Source organism: Sphingomonas sp. BL2, assembly GCF_056680015.1.
In genome coordinates this window covers 1,589,051-1,604,381 of the sequence record NZ_CM155261.1, presented here as the reverse complement: position 1 = coordinate 1,604,381, position 15,331 = coordinate 1,589,051, and the positions used below count along the sequence as shown (strand labels likewise).

The 15,331-nt window shown below is 66.4% G+C and carries 17 protein-coding genes and 1 tRNA gene; 8 read left to right on the top strand and 10 right to left on the bottom strand.

Going from position 1 to position 15,331, the window contains the following annotated elements; genetic code table 11:
• Window positions 1–141: 141 nt before the first annotated feature.
• The 5 genes from infA (at window position 142) to AC1ME3_RS07425 (ending at window position 2,238) form a co-directional block, all read left to right on the top strand.
• Entirely contained in the window at window positions 142–360 is a 219-nt protein-coding gene (gene infA, locus AC1ME3_RS07445; RefSeq protein WP_031441079.1) for a translation initiation factor IF-1, read from the top strand.
• Between the two features lie 48 nt (window positions 361–408).
• A complete protein-coding gene (locus AC1ME3_RS07440; protein WP_480955462.1) occupies window positions 409–975 on the top strand; it encodes a Maf family protein in 567 nt (188 codons plus the stop codon).
• Window positions 968–1,927 carry a ribonuclease gene (locus AC1ME3_RS07435; RefSeq protein ID WP_480955461.1) on the top strand — a complete coding sequence of 320 codons (960 nt, stop codon included), beginning with the start codon at window positions 968–970 and terminating at the stop codon, window positions 1,925–1,927. Before AC1ME3_RS07440 ends, AC1ME3_RS07435 begins: the two co-directional genes overlap by 8 nt.
• Entirely contained in the window at window positions 1,924–2,109 is a 186-nt protein-coding gene (locus tag AC1ME3_RS07430; RefSeq protein WP_480955460.1) for a DNA gyrase inhibitor YacG, read from the top strand. The genes AC1ME3_RS07435 and AC1ME3_RS07430 overlap by 4 nt, the downstream gene beginning before the upstream one ends.
• 53 nt (window positions 2,110–2,162) lie before the next feature.
• Window positions 2,163–2,238 (top strand) — tRNA-Phe (locus AC1ME3_RS07425).
• Between the two features lie 180 nt (window positions 2,239–2,418).
• Here the strand turns inward: AC1ME3_RS07425 and AC1ME3_RS07420 are convergent.
• The 5 genes from AC1ME3_RS07420 to AC1ME3_RS07400 all read right to left on the bottom strand — a co-directional run bounded on the left by AC1ME3_RS07420 (window position 2,419) and on the right by AC1ME3_RS07400 (window position 6,719).
• Window positions 2,419–3,486 carry a 5-(carboxyamino)imidazole ribonucleotide synthase gene (locus tag AC1ME3_RS07420; protein WP_480955459.1) on the bottom strand — a complete coding sequence of 356 codons (1,068 nt, stop codon included), beginning with the start codon at window positions 3,484–3,486 and terminating at the stop codon, window positions 2,419–2,421.
• Between the two features lie 25 nt (window positions 3,487–3,511).
• Window positions 3,512–3,967, bottom strand: a complete 456-nt coding sequence (gene purE, locus AC1ME3_RS07415; protein ID WP_120300935.1) for a 5-(carboxyamino)imidazole ribonucleotide mutase — start codon at window positions 3,965–3,967, stop codon at window positions 3,512–3,514.
• 185 nt (window positions 3,968–4,152) lie between these two features.
• A complete protein-coding gene (gene gpmA, locus AC1ME3_RS07410; RefSeq protein ID WP_480955458.1) occupies window positions 4,153–4,839 on the bottom strand; it encodes a 2,3-diphosphoglycerate-dependent phosphoglycerate mutase in 687 nt (228 codons plus the stop codon).
• Window positions 4,840–4,962: 123 nt separating this feature from the next.
• Window positions 4,963–6,081: a M14 family metallopeptidase gene (locus AC1ME3_RS07405; protein WP_480955457.1), complete on the bottom strand. Its 1,119-nt coding sequence runs from the start codon at window positions 6,079–6,081 to the stop codon at window positions 4,963–4,965.
• A gap of 11 nt (window positions 6,082–6,092) precedes the next feature.
• Window positions 6,093–6,719 carry a DUF4136 domain-containing protein gene (locus AC1ME3_RS07400; RefSeq protein WP_480955456.1) on the bottom strand — a complete coding sequence of 209 codons (627 nt, stop codon included), beginning with the start codon at window positions 6,717–6,719 and terminating at the stop codon, window positions 6,093–6,095.
• A gap of 158 nt (window positions 6,720–6,877) precedes the next feature.
• Here AC1ME3_RS07400 and ykgO point away from each other — a divergent pair, with 158 nt between their 5' ends.
• Together ykgO and AC1ME3_RS07390 are read left to right on the top strand one after the other, a co-directional pair.
• Window positions 6,878–7,003: a type B 50S ribosomal protein L36 gene (ykgO, locus tag AC1ME3_RS07395; RefSeq protein WP_003046794.1), complete on the top strand. Its 126-nt coding sequence runs from the start codon at window positions 6,878–6,880 to the stop codon at window positions 7,001–7,003.
• A 4-nt stretch (window positions 7,004–7,007) separates the two neighbouring features.
• Window positions 7,008–7,634, top strand: a complete 627-nt coding sequence (locus AC1ME3_RS07390; RefSeq protein WP_480955788.1) for an HAD family hydrolase — start codon at window positions 7,008–7,010, stop codon at window positions 7,632–7,634.
• Between the two features lie 83 nt (window positions 7,635–7,717).
• Here AC1ME3_RS07390 and AC1ME3_RS07385 read toward each other — a convergent pair whose 3' ends face one another.
• Window positions 7,718–8,332, bottom strand: coding sequence for a L,D-transpeptidase family protein (locus tag AC1ME3_RS07385; protein ID WP_480955455.1), 615 nt, complete (start codon window positions 8,330–8,332; stop codon window positions 7,718–7,720).
• Between the two features lie 204 nt (window positions 8,333–8,536).
• On the opposite strand from AC1ME3_RS07385, the gene AC1ME3_RS07380 reads away from it, so the two are divergent.
• Window positions 8,537–9,241 carry a murein L,D-transpeptidase catalytic domain family protein gene (locus AC1ME3_RS07380; RefSeq protein WP_056063892.1) on the top strand — a complete coding sequence of 235 codons (705 nt, stop codon included), beginning with the start codon at window positions 8,537–8,539 and terminating at the stop codon, window positions 9,239–9,241.
• Window positions 9,242–9,260: 19 nt separating this feature from the next.
• Here AC1ME3_RS07380 and AC1ME3_RS07375 read toward each other — a convergent pair whose 3' ends face one another.
• The 4 genes from AC1ME3_RS07375 to AC1ME3_RS07360 all read right to left on the bottom strand — a co-directional run bounded on the left by AC1ME3_RS07375 (window position 9,261) and on the right by AC1ME3_RS07360 (window position 15,330).
• Window positions 9,261–10,349 carry a glycosyltransferase family 2 protein gene (locus AC1ME3_RS07375; RefSeq protein WP_480955454.1) on the bottom strand — a complete coding sequence of 363 codons (1,089 nt, stop codon included), beginning with the start codon at window positions 10,347–10,349 and terminating at the stop codon, window positions 9,261–9,263.
• Between the two features lie 29 nt (window positions 10,350–10,378).
• A complete protein-coding gene (locus tag AC1ME3_RS07370; protein WP_480955453.1) occupies window positions 10,379–12,889 on the bottom strand; it encodes a DegT/DnrJ/EryC1/StrS family aminotransferase in 2,511 nt (836 codons plus the stop codon).
• Window positions 12,890–13,027: 138 nt separating this feature from the next.
• Entirely contained in the window at window positions 13,028–14,941 is a 1,914-nt protein-coding gene (locus tag AC1ME3_RS07365; protein ID WP_480955452.1) for a CocE/NonD family hydrolase, read from the bottom strand.
• An 89-nt stretch (window positions 14,942–15,030) separates the two neighbouring features.
• Entirely contained in the window at window positions 15,031–15,330 is a 300-nt protein-coding gene (locus AC1ME3_RS07360) for a hypothetical protein (protein ID WP_056063904.1), read from the bottom strand.
• Between the last annotated feature and the right edge of the window lies 1 nt (window position 15,331).

The window sequence follows — 15,331 nt, the reverse complement described above, 5'->3', positions numbered from 1 at the left end:
ATGGCTGTCGAAGGCCGATATACCGAACACGCAAGCGGGTGCGGGCATAACGTCCGTGTCCGCCTTCGGCCGTGCTTTCCTTTTTCGCGAACTTGCGGTAAGGGCGCTCGTCCCGAAATTCCCCCAATTCAGAGATTATATTTGGCCAAGGAAGAACTGCTCGAGATGCGCGGCCGCGTGGTGGAACTCCTCCCCAACGCGATGTTCCGGGTTCAGCTCGAAAACGACCACGAGATTCTCGGTCACACCGCCGGCAAGATGCGCAAGAACCGCATCCGCGTGCTGGTCGGCGACGAGGTGCTTTGCGAACTCACGCCGTACGATCTAACCAAGGGTCGCATCACCTACCGCTTCAAATAAGCGCCACGCGCCGTTCGTACGGTGCGTAGCCCAAGCATCGAGGCACCAATGCTGGTCCTGGCCTCCTCCTCGCCCCGCCGCCGCGACCTGCTCGCGCGGCTCGGCGTCGTGCCGTCGCGCGTGGAATCCCCCGACATCGACGAGAGCCCGCGCAAGGCTGAGCCGCCCCGCGCCTATGCACTGCGCCTCGCGGTGGAAAAGGCGAGCGCCGTTGCTCGCGCGGAGGGCGAGATCGTCCTCGCTGGCGATACGACGATTGCGCTCGGCAGCCGCATCCTGCCCCCTGCCGACACGATCGAGATTCAGCGCGACCTGCTCGGCAAGCTGTCGGGCCGCCGCCACCATTGCCTGTCCGCGGTCTGCGTGATCGACGCGGCCGGCAAGGTCCGGACGCGCATCGCCGACACGATCGTCGCGTTCAAGCCGCTCTCGCCTGCCGAGATCGACGATTATCTCGCGTGCGGGGAAGGGCTGGGCAAGGCTGGCGGCTACGCGATCCAGGGCCGCGCCGAGGCGTTCGTCCGTTTCCTGTCGGGGAGCCATTCGGGCGTCGTCGGCCTGCCGCTGTTCGAAACACGCGCGCTGTTGAAGACCGCAGGCGTCGCACTTGCCTGATACGGGGCCTGCATGGCTCTACGAGGCCGGTATCGGCGAGGCACGCGCCGCGCTGGTGGAGAATGACGAGATTGTCGAAGCTGCGATCGAACTCGACACCGACGCACTGAAGGTCGGCCTCATTGCCCAGGCGCGGCTCGTCGAACTGCTGCCGGGCCGCCGCGGTCGCGTTACGCTCGACGGCGGCGAGGCGCTGATCAACCACCTCCCCCCCGGCATCACGCAGGGCGCCAGCCTCACCGTCGAGATCGTCCGCGAAGTCCTCCCCGAAGCGGGCCGTGCGAAGCTCGCCAAGGCCGTCCCCAGCGACCTGCCGCCCTGCCCCGCCCCGACGTTGTACGAGCGCCTCGTGGCGACCGGCCTGCCCGTCCTCAGTCCGTTCGCGCACGAACCCGACGCACTGGAAGCGGCGGGCTGGTCCGAACTGCTCGACGAGGCTCTGAGCGGCGAGATCGTGTTCCCGCTCGGCGCGCTCCGCCTGTCGCCGACGCCGGCGATGACGCTGTTCGATGTCGACGGCGCGCCGCCACTGGATACGCTCGCAGTCGCCGCCGCGCATGCCGTGGCGCGCGCGATCTGCCGACACGGCATCGGCGGCTCGATCGGGATCGATTTCCCGACGATCGCCGGCAAGGCGCAGCGCAACGCCGTCGCCGCGGCGATCGACGAATCCCTGCAGCAGCCGTTCGAGCGCACCGCGATGAACGGGTTTGGTTTCCTCCAGATCGTTCGGCCAAGGCCCCGCGCGTCGATCCCCGAGATCCTCCGCGCCGATCCGGTCGGTGCCGCGACCCGCGCGGCGCTCCGTACGCTCGAACGCACGCCGCCGACCGCCTCGCACCGCCACACCCTGCCCGCAGCCGTCCATGCACGCCTGGTGACGCGCCCCGATTGGCTCGCGGAACTCGCACGCCGCACGGGCGTCGTCCACGAACTGGAGAGCGCCCGATGACACCCACCGCCCCCACCGTCAAATGCCCCATCTGCGACCAGCCTGCCGCGCCTGAATACAAGCCCTTCTGCTCGAGCCGCCACCGCGACCGCGACCTGTTGCAGTGGCTCAGCGAGGGCTATCGCATTCCCGGCCGATCAATTGCGCAAACGGGGCTGGACAGCGCCGAAGACCCCGACTAAACGCGCCCTTCCGATCGCAAGGTCGGACGCTTCTCCGGTCCCAGACCGGACGTGCCCGGATAGCTCAGTTGGTAGAGCATGCGACTGAAAATCGCAGTGTCGGCGGTTCGACCCCGTCTCCGGGCACCATTTTCTCACCTTGTGATTTAAGCTGCCGGTTCACTTGCAAGGCCGCGAGCTTGGACCTCAAATTCCGTTCGTGCTGAGCGTAGTCGAAGCACTTTCGCTTGGGGCACACCCTTCGACTTCGCTCAGGGCGAACGGAGGGGGTCCGAACGGAATCGCGAGGTATCCCCAGATGGGAAGCCTCTAGCGGACGATCCGCGTGACGTGGCCCATCTTGCGCCCCGGCCGCGCGGTGCCCTTGCCGTACAGGTGCAGGTGTGCGCCGGGCTCGGCAAGCAACTCCGCCCAGCGGTCCGCGTCGTCGCCGATCAGGTTCTCCATCGTCGCTTCGCGCCCGGTCAGCGTCGTCGCGCCCAGCGGCAGGCCGCAGATCGCGCGGATGTGGTTTTCGAATTGCGAGCATTCGGCGCCTTCGATCGTCCAGTGGCCGGAATTGTGCACGCGCGGCGCCATCTCGTTGAACACCGGACCGTCGGCGCCGACGAAGAACTCGCACGCCAGCATGCCGACATAGTCGAGTTCGGCGGCGATCCGCTGCGCCAGCGCCGCGGCCTCGTCGGCTTGGGCCAATACCGCGGCGGGTGCGGGGACTGTCGAATGCCGCAGAATCGCGTCGCGGTGGACGTTGAGTGGCGGATCGTAGCGCGCGATGCTGCCGTCGAGGCCGCGGGCGATCAGGATCGAGAACTCGTGGTCGAACGGGACGAAGGCCTCGAGCACCGCGGGACCGCCGATCGTGTCCCAGGCGGCTTGCGCGCCATCCGGAGTATCGATCTTGACCTGCCCCTTGCCGTCATAGCCGAAGCGCGCGGTCTTGAGGATGGCGGGGGTGCCGATCGCTTTCAGGCCCGCCTGCAGGCTTTCGAGGCTGTCGACCGCAGCCCACGGTGCCGGACGGCCGCCGACGCTCTCCACGAAGCGTTTTTCGCCGATCCGCTCCTGTGCCACGCGGAGCGCGCGGGGGCTGGGGTGGACGGGGACGCGGTCTGCGAGCCATTCCACGGGCTCGACTGCGATGTTCTCGAACTCGTAGGTGATCACGTCGCAGGCGTCGGCGAAGTCGGCGAGCACGATGCGGTTGTGGTAATCGGCGCGCGTCATGGTCGAGGCGGACTGCGCGGCGACGCTCTCCTGGTCGGGCGCGAGGACATGCGTGTGATAGCCGAGCTGGGCCGCGGCGGTGGCGAGCATGCGACCCAGCTGGCCTCCGCCGAGGATGCCGATGGTCGATCCGGGGGGAAGCGGCGTCATGTCAGCGTCTTTCAGGCTATCGTCTTCAGGCGGGGTCAGTGGCGACGGCGTCGGTCTGTGCGGCGCGCCAAGCTTTGAGGCGTTCGGCGAGTGCATCGTCGGACGTTGCGAGGATCGCGGCGGCGAGCAGGCCTGCGTTGATCGCGCCGGGCTTGCCGATCGCGAGCGTGCCGACCGGGATGCCGCCGGGCATCTGGACGATCGAAAGCAGGCTATCCATGCCCTTCAGTGCCTTCGATTCGACGGGGACGCCGAGTACCGGGAGATGCGTCATCGAGGCGGCCATGCCGGGGAGGTGCGCCGCGCCGCCTGCACCGGCGATCACGACCTTGAGGCCGCGATCGGCGGCGGTGGTCGCATAGTCGTAGAGGCGTTGCGGGGTGCGGTGCGCGGAGACGACCTTGGTCTCGTAGGCGACGTCGAGCGCGTCGAGCGTCTCGGCGGCGTGGCGCATCGTCTCCCAATCGGAGGTGCTGCCCATGATGATGCCGACTAGAGCCACGATTGCCCCCTGATTCAAGGAGCGCCGTGCCTAGCGACGTGGGGGGGATTGGGCAACCGTCGCCCGACTCCGTCATCCTGGGCTCGACCCAGGATCCAGAGCTACGAACCTCGACGTCTTTGGCTCTGGATCCTGACTTTCGTCAGGATGACGGCGCGCGGAGCTCAGCGCTCGCTGAGGTAGTAGCGGTCGGTGGCGTTCAGGTCCGCGTCGAGTTCGTAGACGATCGGTTGGCCGGTCGGGATCTCGAGGCTGGTGATCTCGTCGTCGGGGATGTTGGAGAGGTGCTTCACCAGCGCGCGGAGCGAGTTGCCGTGCGCGGAGATCAGGATGCGCTGGCCATCCTTGAGCGCGGGGGCGATCCGCTCGTCCCAGTAGGGGAGGACGCGGGCGATAGTGTCCTTGAGGCTCTCGGTCCTGGGGATGGCGATGCCGTCGTAACGCCGGTCCTTCGAGAGGTCGAACTCGCTGTCGTCCTCCAAGACCGGCGGCGGGACGTCGAAGCTGCGGCGCCAGATATGGACCTGCGCGTCGCCGTGCTTGGCGGCGGTCTCGGCCTTGTCGAGGCCGGTGAGGCCGCCATAGTGACGCTCATTGAGACGCCAGTCCTTCTCGACCGGAAGCCAGAGGCGGCCCATCGCCTCCAGCGCGATGTTGAGCGTCTTGATCGCACGGGTCTGGAGGCTGACGAAGGTCTGGTCGAAGTCGAGGCCCTTGGCAGCCATCAGCTCGCCTGCCGCCTTGGCCTCTGCCTCACCCTTGGCGGTCATGTCGACGTCCCACCAGCCGGTGAAGCGGTTCTCAAGGTTCCAGGTGGACTGGCCGTGGCGGATCAGGACTAGGGTCGGCATTCGGGCTCCTGCGATGGCGGGACTGAACGGAAGCGTTCAAAGGTTAGGATAAGGTTAGGCCAACGCACGGTCCGCAGCGCTTGAACCCAAGCCTCCAAACCGTGCCAAGCCGTTGTTATCGGGTCAGATTTCATCGATCATGCCGGCAAGCGTCTCGAGCATCGCATGCGCGAGCTGTTTCGACCGCTCGGGCGACCAGCCGAACTCGGGATCGGCATTGGCGTCGTGATCCTTGAACGGCATCTCCAGCGTCATCGACACCGCACCGAAGCGCTCGGCGAGCTGGTTGGTCGACATCGACAGGTTCGCGGTCCCCGGTGCGGACTTGGGATAGCCCTTCTCGGTCTGGAAATCCGGCGTGTGCGCCGCGAGCCGCCGGCCGTATTCGTAGAATTTATCGCCGTGGGCGTCGGTCCAGGACGGGATGCCTTCGAAGCCGGCGATGAAGTTCGCGGGGATCGCCTCGTCGCCGTGGATGTCCATCGCGACGTCGACGCCGGTCAGGTCCATCGCGTTGCGCACGCAGAGGACTTCGGGGCTCTTCTCCGGCGTCGGCGTGTGCCATTCGCGGTTGAGGTTCACCCCCACGGCATTGGTGCGCAGATGACCGCGGCGCGTGCCGTCCGGGTTCATGTTGGGAACGACGTTGAAGGTCGCCTTCGCCAACAGGTCCGCAGTGATCGGGTCGGCCGAATCGGTCAGCCGCTCCAGCGCGCCTTCCATCCACCACTCGGTCATCGATTCGCCTGGGTGCTGGCGACCGTAGATCCAGACCTGCTTCGGGCCCGACCCGATCGTGAAGCAATCGATCGCCTGACCGTCGAGCGACTGGCCGAGTTCGCGGTGCGCGACGCCCGGCAGGAGCGCGGTGCGCGCCACCAGCGCCTCGTGCATTTCCATCGTGTAGGGCGCGAAATACGCGAACCAGGCGAGATCGGTATCGGCGGTAAAGTCAAATTCGAGCACGCCGTTTTCATAGCGTGTCTCGATCATCCGCCACGCCTGCCGATCGGTGCTGGCGCGCGTCTTGTAGCCCGGCCAGCCAAACGGATAGGCCGACTTGCCCGCATTGAGGATGCGGTAGGTCAGCGTGCGGCCGGCCGCGCCCGCCACGCGGAAGTAGAACCACTGGAAAAAATCGGACTGGAAATCGGTGACGATCTCCAGGTCGATTCGGTCTCCCTCGACGGCGACAACATGGATGTTGCCGCCATCGAAGGCTGCGTTGATGGTCGGGCTCATGGTTTGCGCGTTCATTTCACCTGGATAGTGCGACCGGACTCGCCGGGGAACCCCATGAACAGCGCGCGCGCGAGCTTGTCGGCCTGGATATCGGTCCGTGCGTCCTCCTTGCGGGCGTCGGCGAACGACTGGGCGCGACCTTCCCAGACGGGCGACTGGTCGGCGCTGCGCTTGATCGTCACCGACAGCTCGGAGACGAGAATCGCGGTGCTGCCGCCGCCGCCGATCGGGAAGCCGACGCCACCACCGAGCCCGACGCCTCCGCCGCCACCACGACGACCACCGCCGCCGCTGAAGCCGCCGCCACCGATGCCGATGCTGATCGGCGACTGCTTGGGTGGCCCTGCCTGCGTGGTGCGGGTGAAGCCGACGGTCGCGACCAGCAACGGCTTGGCGCCGGGTGCGGGGACGCTGTAGCCGGCCTGGAGCAGCTGGCCCTGTACGGCGGCGGCGTAGGTCTTGAACTCGATGCTGGCGGGGCCGCCGGCGGTCAGCGGCTGGACGGCGATGGTACCGCGGTCGATCGGCTCGCCGAGATGATAGCGCAGCACTTCGGTAGGCGGCAGCGACGGGCCGGTCGCGCACGCGGTGAGGGATGCGCTTGCCAGCGCCAGGACCAGGATCGAACGAACCGCCATCGGGGACTTCCTTAGAATGTTGCGCTATAGTAACGCTCCGACCAGCCGAGTGGGTTCCCGGATGGTAGGAGCGTGTCCGTTGCTTGACTTGGACACACCCCGCCATTAGGCGATCCCGTCTTTCCGCACACCTAGATTTGAAAAGAAGCGAATCGATCATGAAGATCCGCAATTCCCTGAAGTCGCTCAAGGATCGTCACCGCGATAACCGCGTGATCCGTCGTCGTGGCCGTACCTACGTCATCAACAAGACCAACCGTCGCTTCAAGGCACGCCAGGGCTAAAGCCCTGATAACGGCCGTCATCTTCGACGTCGGTCGTGTCCTTTACGACTGGGATCCCCGGATCCTGTACGAGCGCCTGATCGACGACGATCGGGCGCTCGACGCGTTCCTGCGCGACGTCGTGACGATCGACTGGCATTTCCAGCACGATGCTGGCCGCGACTTCGCCGACACCTCGGCGGAGCTGACCGCGTTGCATCCGCAGCATGCCGACTTGATCGCCGCCTGGAGGCCGCGATTCAACGAGAGCATCGGTGCGCGAATCGCCGGGATGCAGGAGATCGTCGAGGAACTGGACGCGGCCGGCGTACCGCTGTTCGCGATCACGAACTTCAGCCACGAGTTCTGGCCACCCTTTCGCGCGCGTGAAGCGCATCTGTTCGATCGGTTCCGCGACGTGGTCGTGTCGGGCGAGGAGAAGATGGTGAAGCCGGATGCGGCGATCTATCGGCTGGCGCTGGCGCGATTCGGGCTGGCGGCGGAGGAGGCTGTATTCGTCGACGATAACGCGGCGAACGTTGCAGGTGCGCAGGCGCTGGGGATCGAATCGGTGCTGTTTACCGATGCGGCGGATTTTCGCGCGCGGTTGGTTGAGTTGGGTCTCCCGATCGCCCAGCATCTGTCATCCTGACGAAAGTCAGGATCCAGAGCCACTAGCGCCAGGGTCGGTTACTCTGGATCCTGACTTTCGTCAGGATGACGGGGTGGCGTCGCTCACTGCTCGAGTGAAATCGACTGGCGCAGGTTCGCCACCGCCGTCTCCTGATCCGCGACCGGTGCCTCCGGGATCACGCCGCCCTCGAAATCGTCCGTCACCGTCACGGTCGTCCCCAGCGTCGTCACCCCGAACAGTTGCTTAGCAAAACCCAGCGGCACGCGGATGCAGCCGTGCGAGGCGGGGAAACCCGGGTTGCGGCCTGCGTGGATCGCGATGCCGTCCCAGGTCAGGCGCTGCATGAACGGCATCGACGCATCGTCGTACAGGCTCGACTTGTGGACCGCATTCTTTTGCAGGATCGGATAGGTCCCGACCGGCGTGTCCTTGCCGTCCTTGCCACTGGAGATCGTCGTCGCCGCAATCATTACCGACCCGCGATAGACGAACGCGCGCTGCTCCATAAGGCTGACGACGACGCTGACGGGCTCGCTGGAGCCATTGTCCTTCCAGACGAATTGGTTGGGCGAGAGTTCGGTCGCGGCCTGTTCGATCGGCATCGCGGCGATGGCGGCGGCCGATGCGGCCTGCGCGGGGTTTGCGCCCACGAGGATCGCAAAGGTCAGCCCCATTGCCATGAAAGACCGCGCCGTCCCGTTCGCCATCTTGCCCATCGTCGCGTCCGTCCTCGAATCCCGATATTTTCGCCCAACGCGCGATTCTCGAAAACGTGCCGTCGAAGGATTGAGTCGACGAACCGACCCCAAGCCGGGGTAGTTCGAGGGAACGGACCCACAACCAGTGGAAATGGTTGCAGAATATTCACGGAAAATCGGCTATACGGGTTCCCAAGAAACGGGGCAATTTCGGGAAAATCGATGCACGACGAGCAAGGTCTTGTGCGCGAACGACGCGCGCTTCTGAAGAATGGTTTGGTATTGGCGGGGGCTTTGGTGGTGCCGGGGGCGGTGTCGGCGACGACGCGTCTCGGACGTCCGCTCACCGCACGTGATTTGAAGCCAATGACGCAGCCACCGCTGCCGCGCACGACGGTCGCACTGACGTCGCCGAAGGTGGTCCGTCCCGACCTGCTGCGTCAGGCGATGGCGTCGCTGAGCCGCCACGGCAGCCGCATCCAGCATCATGACCGGATCGCGATCGCCGATTTCGCGGCACCGTCGGGCAAGCCGCGCTTCCACTTCATCGATCTCGCCAGCGGGCGCAGCACGTCGTTGCTGGTCGCGCACGGCAGCGGTTCGGATCCGGCGCATACCGGGTATCTGGAGCGCTTCTCGAACCGCTTCGGCTCGAACGCCTCGTCGGAAGGCGCGTTCGTTACCGACGATTATTATGTCGGCAAGCATGGCCGCTCGCAGCGCCTGATCGGGCTCGATCCGACCAACGACAACGCGCTGGACCGTGCGATCGTGGTGCATTCGGCATGGTACGCGAACAAGGACATGATCGAGAGCCACGGCATGCTCGGTCGCAGCCAGGGGTGCTTCGCCGTCGGCGAGCGCGATCTGGACCAGGTGTTCGCTCGGCTCGGTGCCGGCCGGATGATCTACGCCGCCAAGGTCTGAAATACCGGCCCGGACCGCGCTACTCCGCGGTCTGGGCCATGCGGCTCTGCTGCATCCTCCGGCGGGCGCGCCTGACGCCGCCGATGAGCCCCGACCATAACAGCGCTTCGACGCCGGCATAGCCGAGCCCGAGATGATCGGGGCGCACCGCCAGCACGTCTTGCAGGCTGACCGTCCCGGCGCGTAGCCCTGCCCGGCCGATATCGCCCCAGCGTCGCGCGGTCTCCCAGCGGATCAGGCGGATGTCATGCGCGGAACAGTCGTGCGTCGCCAGAAAGTCCGCCTGGATGACGCTCAGCGCACTGCCCAGCGTCGCCAGCGCGGCGCGATCGGGAACTGGGCGCTTGGCCATGTTGTGCAGCATGATCAGGCGCGCGATCCGCTCCGCGCGATCGTCGAACAGCCGGGCGTAGCGTTCGGTCAGGACGCGGACCGAGGCGGCCTCCATCGTATCGACGAAGCGCTTCGAGACGCCGCCGGGGTGGACGCGGTACAGGACCAGCGCCTCGTCCAGCCGCGCGATCGCGCCGAAATGCTGGATCCGCTGATACAGGTCAAAATCCTCGGCATACAGGAGCTCCGGCCGTGTCACCGGGTCGAGCTGTCGTGCCACCTCCGTCCGCATCATCGTCGACGACCAGACCAGGGGGTTCTCGATACAGGTGAGCCATGCGACCAGCGCGGGCGTGGTGGTCGGCGCGTAGCTCGACGGACCGACCACCCCGGCGGTCAGCAGTTCGGCGGCGGTGCCCAACAAGATGGTCTTTGGATGCGCGTCGAGATACGCCACTTGCCGCTCGAAGCGATCGGGGCGGCAGATATCGTCATGATCGAGCGCGGCGATGTAGCGGCCACGTGCTTCCGCGAAGCCGCGGTTGCGCGCGAGTACCGGGCCGCCGTTCTTTGCCATCTGGACCAGTCGGACGCGGGGATCTGGCCACGCGCGCACCACCTCGCGCGTGTCGTCGGTCGAGCAGTCGTCGACGACGATCACCTCGAAATCCGTGAAGGTCTGTGCCTCTAGGCTGGCGAGCGTCTCCTCGATCAACCCGGCGCCATTATACGCGGCCATGACCACGCTGACGACGGGGCTAACGGCGGGGCTCACGACGGGATCAGCCGTTCGATCGTCCGACGTCACGCTGCTGCCAGTGCCTTCGATGCCATCACCTGATCGATTATCATCAACCCCACGTCGTTCTGCCAGAGCCATAAGCCATTGGCCTGCCCGGAGAAACTGGATTCGCCACCGAGAGCACCCCAGGGCACGAAGCCGGCGGCCAGACCAAGACCGTACAAGCCTGGGATCGGTGCGCCCTGATCGTCGACGATCCGGCAGTGGCGGTCGACCATCGGCTTTCCGTCATGGGCTGCGAGCGGTATCTGTGCGCCGTCGCGGTCGGCGATCGGCATCGCGATCGGTCGATAGCCCAGCGCCGCGATGACCAGATCCGCTTCGGCGATTGCCGCCTGTGCGACCGCGTCGTCGTCGCCCGTGATCCGGTGCAACGCCACGCGGGGATCGGGCACGCGGCCGTCGATACCGAGCATCCGCAGCACGAGGTCGCGCGCTTCGAGGCGGAAACCGGCGAGGCGGTAGACGAACCCCGACACCGGGCAGATGTCGTCGGGGCCGAAATCGGTGAACCCTTCCGCATGCGCGGCCTCGACCGAATGATAGAAGGGGCGGAGCGGCTTGCGGTGCAGGAGCGTGATGGCCCCTGCCCCCAATGGCAGCGGCGGCTGGCTCTTCAGCAAAAGCGCGATCGTGGTCAGCGCGCTGGTCGAACCGCCGATCACTGCGATCTTCGGCGCGCGCTTGCCGGTCAGGATATCGGCGACCTTCTCGAACCCGCCGGTCGTCAGCACGTCGTCGGACTGGAGCAGGCGTCCGCTCGCCATCTCCATCAGGCCGGCCCCCGCGACCCGCTGCGTGGCGAGCCGGTCGAGCGGCTGGTGACCGCCGGTCGCGACGACGATGTTGCGCGCGAGTTGCTCGAAGACATGGCCATCGGCGAGGCGGCGGACCTGGACGCTCCACAGCCCCTCGCCGACGCGTTTTGCGCCTAGTGCCTCATGCCCGGTCAGCACCACGCCGCGATTGGCGCGGACGATATCGGTCAGCCGGTCGCCGGTCGCGCGCAGCAGCGGCCCGACCTCGGTCAGCGGCACGCCCAACGCGCCTTCATGTGCCGCGACCGCGCGTCCGGCGGGATGATCGACCAGCCGCGCGAGTGCGGGATGCACGTTGCCTCGGACCGCGGTCAGGAAGGTCTGCGCGGTCGAATCCGACGTGATCGCATAGCGACCGAGCCGCCCGCCGCCGATCGCATTGCCGCGCTCGATCACCATCAGCCCTGACGCGGCGAGGTCAGGAAGCAGGCCGCGCTTGGTCGCCGAGGTCAGCATCGCCGTCCCCGCGGGGCCGCCGCCGATCACGATGACCGAGGCGATCTTGCCATGGGCACCACGCACCGACGCACGCCGGTCGAGCGGCCGGACGATCGCCGCGCAGGCGTTCGCGAGCGCTTCGGCAGCGCGTCGCGCGTCTGCGACCGACATCGCATCGGTGATCGGCAGCGACAGCATCCGCCCGGCGATCTTGTCGGCGACCGGGGTGGGCTCGATCATCGCGGTCGCCTGGAACCAGGGCTGTTCGCCGAGGTGCGGGCTGAAATAGCGACCGCAGCCGACGCCGTCCGCCTCGATCGCCTCGACGATCGCGTCGCGGTGGTGCGCGATGTGTTCGGGGAGCAGCACCGGCATAAACTGCATCGAGCGACGCTGGCCCGACACCGCCTGGAACTGGAGATCGGGGAGCGTCGCGCGGTAGGTTTCCTCCAACACGGCGCGGTGGTCGGCGATTCCGTCGATCTCGGCCAGCTTGGTCTGCGCCATGATGGCGGTGATCTCGGGCAGCTTGGCGTTGATACCCGGCAGCGTGGCGTTGCGGCTGCCTTCGAACCCGAAATTGCCCATCGAGCGCAGCGTCGCGATCAGGTCGACGTCACCGCTATGGATCAAGCCGCCCTCGCCCACCGCGAACGTCTTGGTGGCATGCATCGAATGCACCACGGCGAACGGCGCGCGTGCACCGAAGCCGAGCCCCGAATCGTCGAGCGTGCCGAGCGACGAGGCCGCGTCGATCACGATTCCGACACCGTAGCGCCGCTGGAAATGCACGTAGCGGTCGAGGTCGATCGCGTTGCCGAACGTCGCATATGGTACGACCACACCGATCCGCTCGCCGTGGCGCTGGAGCAGCCGCTCCTCCTCCAGCGCGCACGCACCCCAGTCGTTTGCGTCGATGTCGCACACCAGCGGCGTCAGCCCCGCCCATGCCGCCGCCTGCGCGGTCGCGGCGAAGGTGAGTGCGGGCATCAGCGCGAGCGTGCCCTGCTTGGGGTTCAGACCACCGGTACGCATCCCCGATGCGTGGCGGATCGCGAGCATCAGCCCGAGCGTGGCATTGCCGACCGCGAGGCTGGCGCCGTGGCCGCCGAAGAGCTTCTCGGTGACGCCGGCCTCGAACGCGCGAACCTCGGGACCGTTGTTGCTGAACACGCCCGACGCCTCGACGCGGCGCAGCGCATCGAGGTGCTCGCTCAGCCGCGGCGGGTTTGGCGCGATCAGGGGGAGGCGTTTCATCGGCGATCCGGTCTGTTGTGCCGCAGACCTATGATCCACGGCCTCCTAAGAACCAGTAAAGCTGCCACATTTCGACGGATGCCGGGCGATGTTTTCCTTACATCATCCCGGCACGTGTCCGGGATGATGTAAGACTAATCAACGTATTAGCGGAAGGCTGATGTAGCTTTCGTCGGGTCCGGCGACCGTCACCTTCTGCGTCGCCTTCACGTAATCCTTCGGCTGCGCGAAGAAGATGTTCGGGACGAAGGTCTGCGGATTGCGATCGTAGAGCGGGAACCAGCTCGACTGGACCTGCACCATGATCTTGTGGCCGGGCAGGAAGACGTGGTTGGTGGTCGGCAGCGCGAACTTGTATTTCAAGGGCACGTTCGCCGCAATCGGCTTGGCCACGGCGAGGTCCTCGCGGTAGCGGCCGCGGAAGATGTCCATCGCCACCGACAGCTGATAGCCCGCCATCGCCTTGTCGCCGGGATAGACGTCCGGATACACGTCGATGAGCTTCACCACCCAGTCGCTGTCGGTGCCGCTGGTCGAGGCGGTCAGGTTCACCTCCGGAACACCCGCGATCGTGGTCGGCGTGGTCAGTGCCTCCGTGGTGAAGGTCAGTACGTCGGGACGGCCGGACACCGCGCGCTGATCGTCGACCAGCCACTGTTTCCACGTCGATCCGCTCGCATAGGTCGGCAGCGTCGGGCGCACGCGGTAGCTGACCGGCGTGGCTGGATCGGAGATATAGTCCGCGGTAGTCGCCGCGCCGCCGGCCGCCTGGAACCCGAGCGTGCCACCGGGCTTGAGGTACAATGGCGTGCCCGCGGCCTGCGCGGTCGGCCATTTGTCGAGCCTCTGCCATTCGTTGCGACCCGACTGGAACATCGTCACCGGGGCGACGTCCATCGCCGGCTGGTCGCTCTTCAAATAATGCGCGAGGAACGGCGCGAGGACGTGCCAGCGCCACCATTTGGCGGTGTCGGCATCCCATTTGATCGCGCCCAGCGCGCTGCCGTCGCGCACCTCCTGCCCGTGATACCAAGGGCCCATCGACAGATAGACCATGTCGTTGGCGGTGTCCTTGGGCTCCAGCGCGCGGTAGACCGCGGGCGCACCGTAGATGTCCTCCTGATCCCACAACCCGCCGACGATCAGCGTCGGCACCTTGAGCGGCTGGCCGGCGAGCACGGTGTCCATCGCCTGGGTCGACCAGAACGAGTCGTACGCAGGATGCTGCGTGATCTTGCGCCAAAAGCCGAGCTGTTCGAGCCCCTGCGCCTTGCCGATCGCGCCGGCCGAGCCGCCCTTGAGATAATAGTCGTAATCGTCCGCGGTGTCGGTGATCCACGGCGTGCCGGCATCCTTGGTCGCTTCCTGGCCGAGGACGTAGGGCATCATGCCCTCGCGGAAGGCGCCGTTGTGGAACCAGTCGTCGCCGCGCCAGCCATCGACCATCGGGTTCATCGGCACCGAGACCTTGAGCGCGGGATGCGGATTGATCAGCGCCATCAGCGGCAGGAAGCCGTCATAGCTGATCCCGCTGATCCCGACGCGCCCGTTCGATTCGGGGACGTGCTTCACCAGCCAGTCGATCGTGTCGTAGGTGTCGGTGGAGTCGTCGGTCTTGGTCGGGTTCTGCGGCGTGCCAGCGCGCGCGGGGTTCATCATGTAGATGCCCTCCGAGCCGTGCATGCCGCGGACGTCCTGGATCACGCGGATATAGCCCGCCGCCGCGATCACGTCGCCCGCGCCGTCGCCATGTTCGAGGATGCCGGCATAGGTGCCGCTATCGACCTTCGTCTGGCCGTCGGCGTCGTAGGGCGTACGCGTCATGAGGATGCCGGCATCCTTCGCGCCCTTCGGCACGATGATGACGGTGTGCAGCTTCACCCCGTCGCGCATCGGGATCTCGACCACCTTGCGCACATAATCGTAGCCGACATCGCGCGGCGCCATCTTGGCGGGGCGTTCGTCGTAATTCTGCGCGGTCGCGGGGGTGGTTGTCGTGGCAGCCAGCACGGCGATCGCGCAGGCGGCAAACAGATGGGTCGTGGATGTCATTTTCTTCTTCCTTCCCTCCCGGACTGAAAAAGAAAAAGGCCCGCCTTTCCGTGTGGAAAGACGAGCCCCTCTCATAGCAATTCAGGCGATCAGGCCGTCCGCGTGCCGGTCAGCGGGAAGCTGCCGAAGGCACCTGCCGCGACGCTGCCCTTGAGGACGTCGTCCTCGACGGTCGCCTTGCAGTCGAGCGTCATCGGCATCGGCACGGTCATGCTCTGCTTCCAGGTGATCGTGTCGCCATCGACGTCACCGGTGACGTCCATGCCGCCCATCGCACCCGACACCGCACCGGTGAAGGTGTTGCCAGCGCTGTTGACGGTCAACGTCATCTTCTGGTCGCCCAGCGGCGACTTGACCACGCAATCCCAGCTGCCATCGACGTTTGCCATT